General features: G+C 51.5%; 11 protein-coding genes and 7 tRNA genes. 15 read left to right on the top strand and 3 right to left on the bottom strand.

Annotation, left to right across the window (positions count from 1 at the left end; all coding sequences use genetic code 11):
- Window positions 1-207: 207 nt before the first annotated feature.
- Together glnS and nagE are read right to left on the bottom strand one after the other, a co-directional pair.
- Entirely contained in the window at window positions 208-1,875 is a 1,668-nt protein-coding gene (gene glnS, locus AC07WB_RS05590) for a glutamine--tRNA ligase (RefSeq protein WP_494940163.1), read from the bottom strand.
- A gap of 151 nt (window positions 1,876-2,026) precedes the next feature.
- Window positions 2,027-4,054, bottom strand: coding sequence for an N-acetylglucosamine-specific PTS transporter subunit IIBC (nagE, locus tag AC07WB_RS05585; RefSeq protein WP_494941054.1), 2,028 nt, complete (start codon window positions 4,052-4,054; stop codon window positions 2,027-2,029).
- Between the two features lie 343 nt (window positions 4,055-4,397).
- Between nagE and nagB the strand changes: the two genes are divergently transcribed.
- From nagB to AC07WB_RS05525, 12 genes are all read left to right on the top strand, one after another.
- On the top strand, window positions 4,398-5,198 hold the full coding sequence (nagB, locus tag AC07WB_RS05580) for a glucosamine-6-phosphate deaminase (RefSeq protein ID WP_097094574.1): 801 nt from the start codon (window positions 4,398-4,400) through the stop codon (window positions 5,196-5,198).
- Between the two features lie 61 nt (window positions 5,199-5,259).
- A complete protein-coding gene (nagA, locus tag AC07WB_RS05575; RefSeq protein ID WP_097094575.1) occupies window positions 5,260-6,408 on the top strand; it encodes an N-acetylglucosamine-6-phosphate deacetylase in 1,149 nt (382 codons plus the stop codon).
- Window positions 6,409-6,415: 7 nt separating this feature from the next.
- Complete coding sequence (nagC, locus tag AC07WB_RS05570) at window positions 6,416-7,636, top strand: DNA-binding transcriptional regulator NagC (RefSeq protein WP_097094576.1); 1,221 nt, start codon at window positions 6,416-6,418, stop codon at window positions 7,634-7,636.
- 41 nt (window positions 7,637-7,677) lie between these two features.
- The gene (locus AC07WB_RS05565; RefSeq protein ID WP_097094577.1) at window positions 7,678-8,430 is read left to right on the top strand and encodes an HAD-IIA family hydrolase; all 753 of its coding nucleotides are present in this window, start codon (window positions 7,678-7,680) and stop codon (window positions 8,428-8,430) included.
- A 315-nt stretch (window positions 8,431-8,745) separates the two neighbouring features.
- Window positions 8,746-10,413 (top strand): asparagine synthase B, encoded by a 1,668-nt coding sequence (gene asnB / locus AC07WB_RS05560; protein ID WP_097094578.1) that lies wholly within the window; start codon window positions 8,746-8,748, stop codon window positions 10,411-10,413.
- A gap of 215 nt (window positions 10,414-10,628) precedes the next feature.
- Window positions 10,629-10,705 (top strand) — tRNA-Met (locus AC07WB_RS05555).
- Window positions 10,706-10,711: 6 nt separating this feature from the next.
- Window positions 10,712-10,796: transfer RNA gene (locus AC07WB_RS05550), tRNA-Leu, on the top strand.
- Window positions 10,797-10,817: 21 nt separating this feature from the next.
- Window positions 10,818-10,892, top strand: a tRNA-Gln gene (locus tag AC07WB_RS05545).
- A gap of 34 nt (window positions 10,893-10,926) precedes the next feature.
- A tRNA-Gln gene (locus AC07WB_RS05540) sits at window positions 10,927-11,001 on the top strand.
- 26 nt (window positions 11,002-11,027) lie between these two features.
- A tRNA-Met gene (locus AC07WB_RS05535) sits at window positions 11,028-11,104 on the top strand.
- Between the two features lie 6 nt (window positions 11,105-11,110).
- A tRNA-Gln gene (locus AC07WB_RS05530) sits at window positions 11,111-11,185 on the top strand.
- Window positions 11,186-11,213: 28 nt separating this feature from the next.
- Window positions 11,214-11,288 (top strand) — tRNA-Gln (locus AC07WB_RS05525).
- A gap of 88 nt (window positions 11,289-11,376) precedes the next feature.
- Here the strand turns inward: AC07WB_RS05525 and ubiF are convergent.
- Entirely contained in the window at window positions 11,377-12,549 is a 1,173-nt protein-coding gene (gene ubiF, locus AC07WB_RS05520; protein ID WP_097094579.1) for a 3-demethoxyubiquinol 3-hydroxylase, read from the bottom strand.
- Between the two features lie 180 nt (window positions 12,550-12,729).
- Here ubiF and miaB point away from each other — a divergent pair, with 180 nt between their 5' ends.
- From miaB to ybeY, 3 genes are all read left to right on the top strand, one after another.
- Window positions 12,730-14,154 (top strand): tRNA (N6-isopentenyl adenosine(37)-C2)-methylthiotransferase MiaB, encoded by a 1,425-nt coding sequence (miaB, locus tag AC07WB_RS05515; protein ID WP_097094580.1) that lies wholly within the window; start codon window positions 12,730-12,732, stop codon window positions 14,152-14,154.
- 207 nt (window positions 14,155-14,361) lie between these two features.
- Window positions 14,362-15,435 carry a PhoH family protein gene (locus tag AC07WB_RS05510; RefSeq protein ID WP_345827084.1) on the top strand — a complete coding sequence of 358 codons (1,074 nt, stop codon included), beginning with the start codon at window positions 14,362-14,364 and terminating at the stop codon, window positions 15,433-15,435.
- The gene (ybeY, locus tag AC07WB_RS05505; protein WP_494940162.1) at window positions 15,432-15,905 is read left to right on the top strand and encodes an rRNA maturation RNase YbeY; all 474 of its coding nucleotides are present in this window, start codon (window positions 15,432-15,434) and stop codon (window positions 15,903-15,905) included. Before AC07WB_RS05510 ends, ybeY begins: the two co-directional genes overlap by 4 nt.
- Window positions 15,906-15,975 lie beyond the last annotated feature (70 nt).

Here is a 15,975-nt window from a genome sequence, read left to right as displayed (position 1 = left end):
ACGTCTTAGAGCGCATAGCCTACCTGAAAAAAAGTTTTTCACACGGCCAAATGGATTAATTTTTCTAAAGTCAGAATAGTCGTAAACGACAAAAGAAACTTATTAACTGGCATGCAGAATAATTGATTACCCATTGCCAAATGCAGACAATAAAAAAGGGCGATTGCTCGCCCTTTCATGATCTTATCGTACTATCAGCAAAAAAGATTATTCGCCGATTTTTGCCCAGGTGTCACGCAAACCTACGGTGCGGTTAAACACCAATTGGGACGGCTGCGAATAGACGCTGTCAGCACAGAAATAGCCTTCGCGCTCAAACTGATATGGCGCCATTGGCTCAGCAGCACGCAAGCCTGGCTCAACGAAGCCCTGTTTAGTCTCCAGCGAGTTCGGGTTAATGGTGGTGAGGAAATCCTCTGCCGCTCCCGGATTTGGCACACTGAACAGACGATCGTACAGGCGGAATTCCGCCGGTAGCGCGTGAATCGCAGACACCCAGTGAATAACGCCTTTCACTTTACGGCCATCAGCAGGATCTTTGCTTAACGTGTCCACATCACATGTGCAGTAGATGCAGGTGATATTACCTTTATCATCCTTCGCCACGCGTTCAGCACGAATCACGTAAGCGTTACGCAGACGTACTTCTTTGCCCAGCACCAAACGTTTGTATTGCTTGTTGGCTTCTTCACGGAAGTCTGCGCGATCAATCCACACTTCGCGGCTGAACGGTACTTCACGCGTGCCCATCTCCGGTTTGTTCGGATGATTTGGCATGCTGATGATCTCTTCATGCCCAGCTGGCAGGTTCTCAATTACCACTTTCAGTGGATCCATAACTGCCATCGCACGCGGCGCGTTTTCATTGAGATCGTCACGAATGCACGACTCCAGTGATGCCATCTCGACGATATTATCCTGCTTAGTCACACCAATACGACGGCAGAATTCGCGGATTGATGCGGCGCTGTAGCCACGACGACGCAGACCAGAAACGGTCAACATGCGCGGATCGTCCCAACCTTCCACAACCTTCTCGCTCACCAACTGCGTCAGTTTACGCTTCGACATCACCGCGTATTCCAGATTCAGACGGGAGAACTCGTACTGACGCGGATGCACAGGAATGGTGATGTTATCCAGCACCCAATCGTACAGGCGTCGGTTATCCTGGAATTCAAGTGTGCAGAGTGAATGCGTAATGCCTTCAATGGCGTCCGAAATGCAGTGCGTGAAGTCGTACATTGGATAGATGCACCACTTGCTGCCTGTCTGATGGTGATCGGCAAACTTAATGCGATACAGCACAGGATCGCGCATCACAATGAAGCTAGAGGCCATATCAATTTTGGCACGCAGGCAGGCTTTACCCTCTTCAAAACCACCGTCGCGCATCTTCTGGAACAGCGCTAAGTTCTCTTCCACGCTGCGATCGCGATAAGGGCTGTTTTTGCCTGGTGCAGTCAGCGAACCGCGGTATTCACGGATCTCATCTGCCGATAATTCATCGACATAGGCCAGACCTTTATTGATCAGCTCAACGGCGTAGTTAAAGAGTTGGTCGAAGTAATCTGAGGAGTAACGAATGTTGCCGCTCCACTCAAAGCCCAGCCATTGCACGTCATGCTTGATGGATTCGACAAACTCCAGATCTTCTTTCACTGGGTTGGTGTCGTCGAAACGCAGATTGCACTGGCCTTGGTAGTCTTGCGCAATACCAAAGTTCAGGCAGATTGATTTCGCATGGCCAATATGCAGATAACCATTGGGCTCAGGCGGGAAACGGGTATGCACACTATTGTGCTTACCGCTCGCCAAATCTTCGTCGATGATCTGACGAATAAAGTTCGTTGGGCGGGCTTCAGCCTCACTCATCTCAAAATCCTCAAAAACTATAGCGGGTGATTTGTACCACGAAGTAACGGAGTATGATCCACAAAGCGCAGGCGGGAAACAACCGTTTGTTGGTCGTTTTAAAACAAAAAAGGCAGGAATTGCTTCCTGCCTTCTGACCAATCACAAGGACTTAGCCTTTAACCTCATACAGCGGAGTCTGACCTGCAACCACTGAACCTGTTGCAAGGATATTCAGACCGGCAAAATCATCGCTATTGCTTACAACGACCGGACTGATCATCGAGCGTGCATTGGCGTTGAGGAAATCCAGATCCATTTCCAGGATTGGCTGACCTGCAGTTACCGTTGCCCCCTCTTCTACCAGACGCGTAAAGCCTTTACCTTCCAGCGCTACCGTATCCAGCCCCATGTGCACCACAATCTCAACGCCGTTTTCCGCTTCAAGGCAGAACGCATGGTTGGTATTGAAGATTTTCACCACGGTACCGGCGGTTGGCGCAACGACAGTTTTGTCCGTTGGCTTGATTGCCAGGCCATCGCCGACCGCTTTGCTCGCAAAGGCTTCATCCGGCACATTTTCCAACGCAACGATGTCGCCTGTTACGGGCGCCAGCAGCGTGGCGATTACCGCCTTCTCAGAGTTCAACACTGCCTGTGGTTTTGCCACTGGAGCAGCTGCTGCAGCTGATGTCACCACCGATGCGGCAACCGGGCCTTTGCTCAATACTGTTTTCATTGCCGTAGCAATGCTCTCAGCTTGAGTACCAACGATGACCTGTACGCTCTGCTTGTTCAGGCGAATCACGCCAGATGCGCCCAGACGTTTAGCGACGCCCTCATTCACCTGAGCGGAATCTTTCACATTCAGACGCAGACGGGTAATGCAGGCATCAATGTTGGTGAGGTTTTCAGAGCCACCTATCGCCGCAATATAACGACGCGCCAGAGACTCAGTTTGGCTTTCACCGTTGCCAGTGGTATCGACATTAACGTCATAACCATCGGTTTCATCGCCGGCTGAGAGTTCACGGCCCGGTGTTAACAAGTTGAATTTCTGGATAGTGAAACGGAACACCGCATAGTAGATAACGAAGAATACCAAGCCCTGCGGAATCAGCATCCACCAATGTACGGCCAGCGGGTTGCGCGTTGACAGCACCATATCAACCAGACCCGCACTGAAGCCGAAACCGGCAATCCAATGCATGCTTGCGGCGATGAATACCGAGATGCCGGTCAGTACTGCGTGAATCACATACAGTACCGGTGCCACGAACATGAAGGAGAACTCCAGCGGTTCGGTAATACCGGTAAAGAAGGCTGCAAATGCCGCTGCCAGCATGATCCCGCCGACTTTGGCGCGGTTTTCAGGGCGTGAGCAGTGATAAATTGCCAGCGCAGCACCAGGAAGACCAAACATCATGATTGGGAAGAAGCCCGCCTGATAACGACCGGTAATACCCGGAATACCGGTGCCTTCAGCGATAGACTGCGCGCCGCCGAGGAACTTAGGAATATCGTTAATACCTGCAACGTCGAACCAGAATACAGAGTTCAGTGCGTGATGCAGGCCAACTGGAATCAGCAGACGGTTAAAGAAGGCGTAGATACCCGCACCCACTGACCCCATTTTCTGAATGTGTTCACCAAAGCTCACCAGTCCACCGAAAATGAGCGGCCAGATATACATCAGGATGAACGCAATCACGATCATCAGGAATGAGACCAGGATTGGCACCAGACGGCGGCCGCTAAAGAACGACAGCGCTTTAGGCAACTCAACGTGACTGAAGCGGTTATAGACTTCAGCAGAGAGGATACCCACAAGGATACCGACAAACTGGTTATTAATTTTACCGAAGGCGGCAGGAACCTGCTCCACCGGCATTTTCTGAATCATTGCTACCGCAGCCGGCGAGCAGAGTGTGGTTACCACCAGGAAACCTACAAAGCCCGTTAATGCTGCTGCACCGTCTTTATCTTTAGACATACCGTATGCCACACCAATGGCAAACAGCACTGACATATTGTCGATGATAGCTGAGCCGGATTTAATCAGCAGTGCCGCCAGCGCATTACCTGCGCCCCAGCTGTCTGGATCAATCCAATACCCAACGCCCATCAAGATTGCCGCTGCCGGCAAAGTCGCTACCGGCACCATAAGCGCGCGGCCGACCTTTTGCAGATATCCTAGAATACTCACCTTATTCTCCCCCTATGAGACTGGCGTTTTGCCGTAGCGCAGGTTGATTTTATTATCCCGTCGCCCGGTACCTTGATGACACTTTTCACCACGATGCGCAGTGTAAAGATAAATTAATTCGCCTCGCAAATTAAAACCGTTACAACTGTGACTTTAATCACCAAATTGGTGGTTTGATCACGCGAAATGCTAGCCAGCACCACAAACTTATTTTATGATGAAAAATATCGAGGCGCACTTTTCCCGGATGGCTACGCTTAAACGCATTACGCTTAAGGACAGGTAACTGTCAGCGAAAAGGCAACTCCACATTTCCAATCTTAACTGAGGTGAAGACATGAGACTGATCCCTTTGGCCACACCGACCCAAGTGGGTAAATGGGCTGCACGCCATATTGTTAACCGCATTAATGCGTTTAAGCCTAGCGCAGAACGTCCTTTCGTGTTGGGCTTACCCACCGGTGGAACGCCGCTGGAAGCCTACAAGCACCTGATTGACATGCACAAAGCGGGCCAGGTCAGTTTCAAACATGTTGTGACCTTCAATATGGATGAATACGTAGGTCTGCCCAAAGAGCATCCAGAAAGCTATCACAGCTTTATGTACCGCAACTTTTTCGATCATGTTGATATTCAAGAGCAAAATATCAATCTGCTCAATGGCAATGCGGAAGATATTGACGCAGAATGTCGCCAATACGAAGAGAAGATCCGCTCCTACGGTAAAATTAACCTGTTTATGGGCGGCGTAGGTAACGATGGTCATATCGCTTTCAATGAACCGGCCTCTTCCCTTTCATCCCGTACTCGCATCAAAACCCTGACGCACGACACGCGCATCGCAAACTCTCGTTTCTTTAACGGTGATGTGGATCAAGTGCCAAAATATGCGCTGACCGTGGGTGTTGGCACATTACTGGATGCTGAAGAAGTGATGATTCTGGTTACGGGTCATCTGAAGGCACAGGCTCTGCAGGCCGCTGTTGAAGGTAACGTTAATCATATGTGGACCATCAGCTGCCTTCAGCTGCATGCCAAATCTGTCGTGGTCTGTGACGAACCAGCCACCATGGAACTTAAAGTAAAAACCGTGAAATATTTCCGCGAAATGGAAGCGGAAAACATGAAGGGTGTGTGAGAACACATTGTATTAAAACCTGCTGCTGATAAGCGGCAGGCCTAGCCGGGAGAGATAAACGATGTACGCATTAGTAAACGGCCGGATTTTTACTGGTCATGAGATTCTGGACAATCATGCGGTCGTGATTGCGAATGGCCTGATTGAGCGCGTGTGCCCACGCGCTGCCCTGGACGCGTCAATTGCACAGCAGGATGTGGCTGGTGCGTTTATCGCTCCTGGTTTTATTGATCTGCAGCTTAACGGCTGCGGCGGTGTGCAGTTTAACGATGATATCAATGCACTCAGCGTTGAGACGTTAGAGATCATGCAGCGTGCCAATGAAAAGTCGGGCTGCACCAGTTATTTACCAACGTTAATTACCAGTACCGATGCGCTGATGAAACGCGCAATTGAAACCATGCGCGCCTACCTGGCGAAACATCAGCATCAGGCGCTGGGCCTGCATCTTGAAGGTCCGTGGTTGAATAAAGCCAAGAAAGGCACGCACAATCCTGAACTGATTCGCCTGCCGGATACCGCGCTGGTGGATTTCCTCTGTGCGAATGCCGACGTCATCACTAAAGTGACATTGGCTCCTGAAAATGCAGGTAGCGAGGTGATCCGTCAACTGCGCGATGCAGGCATTATCGTCTCTGCTGGCCATTCAAATGCCACCTATGAAGAAGCCAAAACGGGCTTTAGCGCGGGCGTGAGTTTTGCTACGCATCTTTATAATGCGATGCCGACGTTTGCAGGGCGCGAACCCGGACTGATCGGTGCGCTGTTTGATTCACCTGATGTATACTGCGGCATCATTGCAGATGGTTTACATGTCCATTACGCTAATGTGCGCAATGCAAAACGCATCAAAGGCGACAAACTGGTGTTAGTGACCGATGCTACGGCACCAGCAGGCGCTTCGATTGATCAATTCATTTTTGCAGGCAAAACAATATACTATCGTGATGGTCTGTGCGTTGATGAAAACGGTACGCTCAGTGGTTCTGCGTTAACCATGATTGAAGCAGTACAAAATAGCGTGGAACATTGTGGTATCGCTCTTGATGAAGCGCTGCGTATGGCAACGCTTTATCCGGCGCAGGCGATGGGTGTGGAGAAACAGTTAGGTACAGTTGAAGCAGGAAAAGTCGCTAACCTGACTGTCTTTACCCGCGATTATCAAATCACTAAGACGTTAGTCAATGGAGACAACGTCCTCAGCGAGTAAGTATTGAATGACCACTGGCGGCCAGTCTCAAATAGGAAATGTCGATCTTGTCAAACAACTCAACAGTGCAGCCGTTTATCGGTTAATAGATCAACAAGGGCCCATTTCGCGCATTCAGATTGCCGAACACAGTCAACTTGCGCCCGCCAGTGTCACCAAAATCACTCGCCAGCTCATTGAGCGCGGGCTCATCAAAGAGGTGGAACAACAAGCCTCCACCGGTGGACGCCGCGCAATTTCCATCATCACCGAAACCCGTCATTTTCATACTATCGGCGTGCGCCTGGGGCGCAATGACGCGACCTTAACGTTATTTGATCTCAGCGGAAAGTCATTGGCGCAGGAAGATTATCCCCTGCCAGAACGCACTCAGGAAACGCTGGAAAATGCGTTATTCAATGCCATCAGCGCCTTTATGGCAGCACATCAGCGTAAAATCCATGAGCTGATCGCCATCGCGGTTATTCTCCCAGGATTGGTCGATCCGATTAACGGCATCATTCGTTACATGCCGCATATCGCGGTAAGCCATTGGCCACTGGTTTCCAACCTGAAGAAACGCTTTAACGTCACGAGTTTTGTTGGTCATGATATCCGTAGTCTGGCACTTGCCGAGCACTACTTTGGTGCAAGTCGCGATTGCGCAGACTCCATTCTGGTGCGTTTACATCGGGGTACTGGCGCCGGCATTATCGCCAACGGACATATCTTTCTTGGCAGTAATGGTAACGTTGGTGAGATTGGCCATATCCAGGTTGATCCATTAGGCGAGCGCTGCCACTGCGGCAACTTTGGCTGTCTGGAAACCATTGCTGCTAACGGCGCGATTGAAAACCGGGTGCGACACCTGCTTAATCAAGGCTATCCCAGCTCGCTCACACTGAACGATTGTTCGATGCCACAAATTTGCCGTGCAGCTAATCATGGCGATGCGTTGGCTTGCGAAGTGATTGAATATGTTGGCCGCTATCTGGGCAAGGCAATTGCCATAGCCATTAACCTGTTCAACCCACAAAAAGTGGTACTGGCAGGTGAAATCACCGAAGCCGATAAAGTGCTGTTCCCCGCTATTGAAGGTTGCATTAATACGCAAGCGCTCAATGCCTTCCGTAAGAATCTTCCGGTGGTGCGTTCTGAGCTCGATCATCGCTCAGCAATTGGCGCTTTTGCGCTGGCAAAACGCGCTATGCTGAATGGCATTCTGTTGCAACATCTTCTGGAAGAGTAATCACCAGCCTGCCCTTTGGCAGGCCCGACCGGATGCAATCTATGACGATTAAAAGCGTAATCTGTGACATCGACGGCGTGTTGATGCACGACAATACCGCCGTTCCCGGCGCAAATGAGTTTCTGCAGCGTATTCTGGCGAAGGAGATGCCGCTGGTCGTGCTGACCAACTATCCGTCGCAAACGGCGCTGGATCTGGCTAACCGCTTTGCCAACGCAGGCGTTGAAGTGCCCGATTCGGTGTTTTACACCTCGGCGATGGCCACGGCTGACTTCCTCAAGCGTCAGGAGGGGAAAAAAGCCTACGTGATTGGCGAAGGCGCGCTCATTCACGAACTCTATAAAGCCGGTTTTACCATCACCGACGTCAATCCCGATTTCGTCATCGTAGGGGAAACACGCTCGTTTAATTGGGATATGATGCATAAAGCCGCCTTTTTCGTCGCCAACGGCGCACGCTTTATCGCCACCAATCCTGACACGCACGCGCGCGGCTTTGTGCCTGCCTGCGGTGCACTATGTGCCGGGATTGAAACCATCTCTGGCCGCAAACCGTTTTATGTGGGCAAACCCAGCCCGTACATCATGCGCGCCGCTTTAAACAAAATGCATGCACATTCGGAAGAGACGGTGATTGTTGGCGATAATCTGCGTACTGACATTTTGGCTGGCTTCCAGGCCGGCCTGGAAACCATTTTGGTGCTGTCCGGCGTTTCAACGTTGAGTGACATTGATGCCATGCCATTCCGCCCGGATTGGATTTATCCGTCAGTCGCGGATATCGATCTTTTCTGAATCCAGCCATTACGTCCTCTTATAGCCCTGCACCCGCAGGGCTTTTGTTTTTATTACACGGCTCCACCTCCCTGTCACTTATCTTCTGCTCACAAGATGAGCAATACTACAAATAGATTAGACAACATCTAAAATAACCACCTTTAAATTGAATAAAATTCAATATTACCGACAACTCAACATTCTTTTTATCAAAGAATCGCATTTTCACTTGCGTTAACACTACCACTTAGCGCATTTTCTTATACATCACGCAGTCAAGGCTGCCGGACAAACAGAAATAACGTCACCACAAGGTGAGATCAGGAGTCAGTTATGTGTTCAATTTTTGGTGTGCTGGATCTCAAAAGCGATCCTGTTGAGCTGCGCAAGAAAGCGCTGGAATCTTCTCGTTTGATGCGTCACCGTGGCCCAGATTGGTCAGGTGTTTATGCGGATGACAAAGCCATTCTGGTGCATGAGCGCCTATCAATTGTTGACGTCAACAACGGCGCCCAGCCGCTGTATAACGCCGATCACACCCACGTACTGGCTGTTAACGGTGAGATCTACAACCATCAGGCGCTGCGTGCGGAGCTGAGCGATCGTTATGCATTCCAGACCGGTTCTGACTGCGAAGTGATCCTCGCGCTGTACCAGGAAAAAGGCGTCGATTTCCTTGATGAACTGCAAGGTATGTTCGCCTTCATTTTATGGGACAGCGTTAAGCAACAGTATCTGATCGGCCGCGACCATATCGGCATTATCCCGCTGTATATGGGTAACGACGAACATGGCAACCTGTTTGTGGCTTCGGAAATGAAAGCGCTGGTGCCAGTTTGCCGCAGCATCAAAGAGTTCCCGCCGGGAAGCTATATGTCGAGTGCCGATGGTGAAATCCATCGTTACTGGCAGCGTGACTGGATGGAATATTCCGCCGTTGAGCACAACAAAACCGACGCGGCAGAACTGAAACATGCGCTGGAAGAGTCAGTGAAAAGCCACCTGATGTCAGATGTGCCCTATGGCGTGCTGCTGTCTGGCGGCCTCGACTCCTCTATTATCTCAGCTGTGACTAAGCGCTTCGCCGCAAAACGTGTAGAAGATGCCGACAAGAGCGATGCCTGGTGGCCACAGCTGCACTCCTTCGCCGTGGGCTTGGAAGGCTCTCCGGATCTGAAGGCCGCGAAATCGGTCGCTGAACACCTGGGTACCGTGCACCACGAAATCCATTTCACCGTTCAGGAAGGTTTGGATGCAATTCGTGACGTGATTTATCACATCGAAACCTACGATGTAACCACCATTCGCGCTTCAACACCGATGTATTTAATGTCGCGTAAGATCAAAGCGATGGGCATCAAAATGGTATTGTCCGGCGAAGGCGCTGATGAAGTATTCGGCGGCTACCTTTACTTCCACAAAGCGCCAAACGCAAAAGAATTCCACGAAGAGAACGTGCGTAAGTTGCTGGCTCTGCATATGTTTGACTGCGCGCGAGCCAACAAAGCGATGTCCGCATGGGGCGTGGAAGCACGTGTACCGTTCCTAGACAAAAAGTTCCTCGACGTAGCGATGCGCATCAACCCGGAAGATAAACTGTGCGGCAGCAACGGCAAGATGGAAAAACACATCCTGCGTGAATGCTTCTCTTCCTATCTGCCGGAAAGCGTGGCGTGGCGCCAGAAAGAGCAGTTCTCCGACGGCGTTGGCTACAGCTGGATCGATACGCTGAAAGAAGTGGCGGCGAAACAAATTACTGACCAACAGTTGTCTACTGCCCACTTCCGCTTCCCGTACAACACGCCAAACTCGAAAGAAGCGTATTTGTATCGCGAAATCTTTGAAGAATTGTTCCCAATTGCCAGCGCGGCAGAGTGTGTGCCGGGCGGTCCATCGGTGGCCTGTTCTTCAGCTAAAGCGATTGAGTGGGACGAAGCATTTAAATCGATGGATGACCCATCAGGCCGTGCTGTTGGCGTACATCAGTCTGCGTATAAATAAGGTTTTTACTCAATAAGATAAAGGGCTCAACCGAGCCCTTTTTTTGTGCAACTCACCCTGCAATGATTGAAAATTGCCGAATAAAGCACCAGCCTGGTCACAAGCCAGACAAACAGGCGTTTTAAGGCAAAAAACGACAAAAAAATTGTTGACGCTACAAGACTCAATACGCATAATGCGCCCCGCAACGCCGATGAAGGTTACGCGAAAAAGATGGCTACGTAGCTCAGCTGGTTAGAGCACATCACTCATAATGATGGGGTCACAGGTTCAAATCCCGTCGTAGCCACCATATTTTGCGGGAGTGGCGAAATTGGTAGACGCACTAGATTTAGGTTCTAGCGCCGCAAGGTGTGCGAGTTCAAGTCTCGCCTCCCGCACCATTTCATTCTTCGGCAGCCGGATGGGGTATCGCCAAGCGGTAAGGCACTGGTTTTTGATACCAGCATTCCCAGGTTCGAATCCTGGTACCCCAGCCAATCCGGAAAATGTTGTGGATACAAACTCGACGAATGGGATATCGCCAAGCGGTAAGGCACCGGTTTTTGATACCGGCATTCCCTGGTTCGAATCCAGGTATCCCAGCCATCGTTGGATGCAGTAAGCAGTAAAAAGGCTACGTAGCTCAGCTGGTTAGAGCACATCACTCATAATGATGGGGTCACAGGTTCAAATCCCGTCGTAGCCACCAAATTATTGGGGTGTCGCCAAGCGGTAAGGCTCTGGTTTCTGATACCAGCATTCCGGGGTTCGAATCCCTGCACCCCAGCCATAAAAAGACAATTTGATTAAACACCTATTGGGGTGTCGCCAAGCGGTAAGGCACTGGTTTCTGATACCAGCATTCCGGGGTTCGAATCCCTGCACCCCAGCCAAATTGCACAATAAAGCCCGCTTTTGCGGGCTTTATTGTTTTCTGCGTTCGGGTTTAAATCAGGAGCGCATGATTGCGCTCCTTACACATCATAAACCTAATGCATAACGCAGCACCTTGCGCTTCAATGCTCCGGCATTCTCCGCGGCAATCAACGCCAGATTACGTGCAAAACGCAACGGTGGCAGTTTATTGCTAAACGCGAAGTAGAACAGATCCATGCCGCCCTGCATCAGTAAGTTGTCTTTATAACGCTGACGATGATAACGCTGCAGCACGGTATCTGATGACCAACGCTGTGCCTGGCTGCGCGCCTCAACTAGCGTAGTGATCAAAGCATCCACATCCCGATAGCCCAAATTGACGCCCTGCCCGGCCAATGGGTTAATGGTGTGCGCCGCATCCCCCACCAGCGCCAACCCCGGCATCACATAACGCGTAGCATGACGTCGCACCAGCGGGAACGAAGCGGCAGTTTTGACCTTAACATTCCCCACGCGGTCTGGAAAATGCGCATAGATCTCTTTCTCCAGCTGTGGCAGTGGCAAGCTTTGCAGCTGACGAATACGCGCTGGTGCGTCATACCACACCAGCGAAGCACGACGATCAAACAGCGGCAGGAAAGCACGGGGGCCTTGTGGCGTAAACTGCTGCCAGGTTGAGTCTCCGGCATCGTGTTCGCACTCTACGCTTATCAACATGCATGATTGCGCATAGTGCCAGCCACGTACGCCGATTCCCGCCAGTTGCCGTACGCGCGAGTTGGCGCCATCCGCACCAACCACTAAACGCGTATCCAGCGTTTGTCCGTTGTCGAGTTGCACATGCCAGCCTGCACTGTGCGGCCGTAAATCCTGCAAAGTGGCGGGGCAGATTAACGTGATGCCCTCTTCCTGCATCTTTTCCCACAGCGCACGTTGCAGCACACTGTTTTCAACCATAAATCCCAGCTCAGGCAAGCCCAGCGACGCCGCATCAAACCGCACATGCGCACTTTGCCATTCCCAGGTTTCCAGTTGGCGATAAGGTGCACATCGCATCGCCTGCACTCGCGGCCAGACGTTCAGTTGCTGCAGCAAGGCCACCGAAGAGGCTCCAATCGCAGAAATACGTACGTCCGGATCGCTGTTGGCATCAAAGGCTGCAGGCTCTACACGCTCAACAACTGCCACGCGAAACTGCTGCTGTGCCAAACCGCACGCCAGTGCTGCCCCCACCATGCCACCGCCCACGATTACCACATCAAAATGTGAATCCTGCATCGACTCTAATCCTTCTTTTGTCGTGAAACCTTACAGCATCACGTTGATAGCTAAAGTGTACCGGAAATTCATCACACGATGCGATGTACATGCGTGAAGTGTGCAGGGTTAGCTGGTCACAGCAGCAGCGAGGCATTACAATACGCGCCCTGCACTCCGCTTTAATCAATGGCTAGTTCGATGACCAAAAAACTGCATATCAAAACCTGGGGCTGCCAGATGAATGAATACGATTCATCGAAGATGGCCGATTTGCTGAACAGTACGCACGGCTACATCCTCACAGAGGAAGCTGAAGAGGCGGACGTTCTGCTGCTCAACACCTGCTCTATTCGTGAAAAAGCGCAGGAGAAGGTTTTTGCTCTGTTAGGCCGTTGGAAAAAGCTGAAAGCGGACAACCCAGATGTGATCATCGGTGTGGGCGGCTGCGTAGCCTCGCAGGAAGGTGAACGTCTGCGCCAGCGCGCCAATTACGTGGATATCGTGTTTGGTCCGCAAACGTTGCATCGCCTGCCGGAGATGATCAATACCGTGCGCGGCAGTAAAAGCCCCGTTGTTGATATCAGCTTCCCGGAAATCGAAAAGTTTGACCGCCTACCAGAACCGCGTGCAGAGGGTCCAACCGCTTTTGTTTCCATCATGGAAGGCTGCAATAAATACTGTACTTTCTGTGTGGTGCCTTACACCCGCGGCGAGGAAGTGAGTCGCCCAAGTGACGATATCTTGCTGGAAATCGCCCAACTGGCGGCTCAGGGCGTGCGTGAAGTCAATCTGCTCGGCCAAAACGTCAATGCCTATCGCGGTGCGACTTTTGATGGTGATATCTGTACTTTTGCCGAGTTACTGCGCCTGGTGGCGGCGATTGACGGTATTGATCGTATTCGCTTCACCACCAGCCATCCAATTGAATTTACCGACGACATCATTGATGTTTACCGCGATACGCCAGAGCTGGTGAGCTTCCTGCATCTGCCGGTACAAAGCGGTTCGGATCGCATCCTGACATTAATGAAGCGTGCGCACACAGCACTGGAATATAAAGCCATCATCCGCAAGCTGAAAGCGGCGCGTCCGGATATCCAGTTAAGCTCTGATTTCATCATCGGCTTCCCCGGTGAAACGCAGCAGGATTTCGAGCAGACCATGAAGCTGGTGGGTGAAGTGAATTTCGATGTCAGCTTCAGCTTTATCTATTCTGCGCGTCCCGGCACGCCAGCAGCCGATCTGCCTGATGATGTGTCAGAAGAGGAGAAAAAGCAGCGTTTGTACATCCTGCAGGACCGTATCAATCAACAGGTAATGGCGTGGAGCCGCCGCATGTTGGGCACCACGCAGCGCGTGCTGGTCGAAGGAATTTCCCGTAAGAATGTGATGGAGCTGACCGGCCGTACCGATAATAACCGCGTAGTGAACTTTGAAGCGCCGGTTGAGCTAATTGGTAAGTTTGCCGATGTCGAGATTGTCGATGTTTATGCTAACTCACTGCGTGGCGTTCTGGTGCGCACCGAAGAGCAGATGGCGCTGCGCGTAGCTGAAAGCCCGGCCTCGGTCATTGCCCGTACCCGTAAAGAGAACGAGATCGGCGTCGGACTGTTCCAGCCTTGAAACCTCGAACGTTGAGCGACAGCGCACAAAGCGTTGTCGCCTGTTTCATCCTATCGCCCTTGCTTTCCGCAAGCACTGCCCAAATATCGTTTCTGAAGCTTGCGCCTCTGCGCAGCGCCATAAATAATTCCATAAAGATGCTGAAGAATCACTCCTCAGTATCCGGCACACTTTTTCAACTGGCCCTGAGTGACCTTAAGGATTCATTTGAATATCGAAACGCGTGAAATTGCCCTTGAACCGGCAGATAACCAACGACTGATGAGTTTGTGCGGTCCAATGGATGACAATGTGAAGCAGCTGGAGCGCCGTTTGGGTATCGAAATCAAACGCCGCGATAACCAGTTCACGCTGACCGGCCGCGAAATGTGCGTCGATGCCGCCGTGAATATCCTGCGTACACTCTATGTTGATACCGCACCGATGCGCGGCCAGATCAAAGACATTGAGCCGGACCAAATTCATCTGGCGATCAAAGAGAGCCGTGTACTGGAGCAAAGCGCTGAGAGCGTGCCGGAATTCGGCAAAGCAGTGAATATCAAGACCAAGCGTGGCGTAATTAAACCGCGTACGCCTAATCAGGCGCAATACATCGCTAACATCTTCGGACACGACATTACCTTTGGCATTGGTCCCGCCGGTACCGGTAAAACCTACCTTGCAGTAGCCGCAGCCGTCGATGCGCTGGAGCGTCAGGAAATTCGCCGTATTCTGCTAACGCGTCCGGCGGTAGAAGCGGGTGAAAAACTTGGCTTCCTGCCCGGCGATCTGAGCCAGAAAGTGGATCCATATCTGCGTCCGCTGTATGACGCCCTGTTCGAAATGCTCGGTTTTGAGCGGGTAGAAAAGCTGATTGAACGTAACGTAATTGAAGTTGCCCCGTTGGCCTACATGCGCGGACGTACGCTGAACGATGCCTTCGTCATACTTGATGAGAGCCAGAACACCACTATCGAGCAGATGAAGATGTTCCTGACGCGTATCGGCTTTAATTCAAAAGCGGTAATCACCGGTGACGTAACGCAGATTGACCTGCCGCGCAGCACCAAATCCGGCTTGCGCCACGCCATTGAGGTGTTAGCGGAAGTTGATGAGATCAGCTTTAACTTTTTCCACAGCGAAGACGTGGTGCGTCATCCGGTTGTCGCGCGCATCGTAAATGCTTATGAAGCCTGGGAAACCGCCGATCAGAAACGCCGTGACCAACAGGCAGAAGAGCGTAAACGCGAAGCTATCGCGGCTCAGCTTGCCACTCAAACCAGCCCGCAGGAGCGTTCATGAGCGCGGTGATTTTAGATTTACAACTGGCCTGCGCCGATGAAAGCCATCTGCCTGCGGAGAGCGATTTTCAGCGCTGGCTCGAAGCGGCGGTAACGCCCTTTCAGCCGGAAAGCGAAGTCACTGTTCGCCTGGTGGATGAAGCGGAGAGTAATGAGCTTAATCTGACTTATCGCGGTAAAGATAAGCCGACTAACGTGCTCTCATTCCCGTTTGAAGCCCCCCCGGGAATTGAACTGCCGCTGCTTGGCGATCTGATCATTTGTCGTCAGGTTGTTGAGCAAGAGGCTGCTGAACAAGGCAAAACCGTTGAAGCCCACTGGGCGCATATGGTGGTGCACGGTACGTTACATCTGCTGGGTTACGACCATATCGACGATGACGAAGCCGAAGAGATGGAGGCGCTGGAGACCGAGATAATGCTTGCTCTTGGTTATCCTGATCCGTACATTTCGGAGAAAGAAGACGCCTGAGCCGTTGGTTCAGGTTATTGCGCTGCTGGCGCGGATGCCGGCAGCCCCAATCCCTCATTAGAGAGAACGA

It is taken from the genome of Pantoea sp. GW821-FHT03E06 (assembly GCF_059420725.1).
Note: the sequence above shows the minus strand (reverse complement) of the source record. Positions and strands in the feature narration are given on the sequence as shown.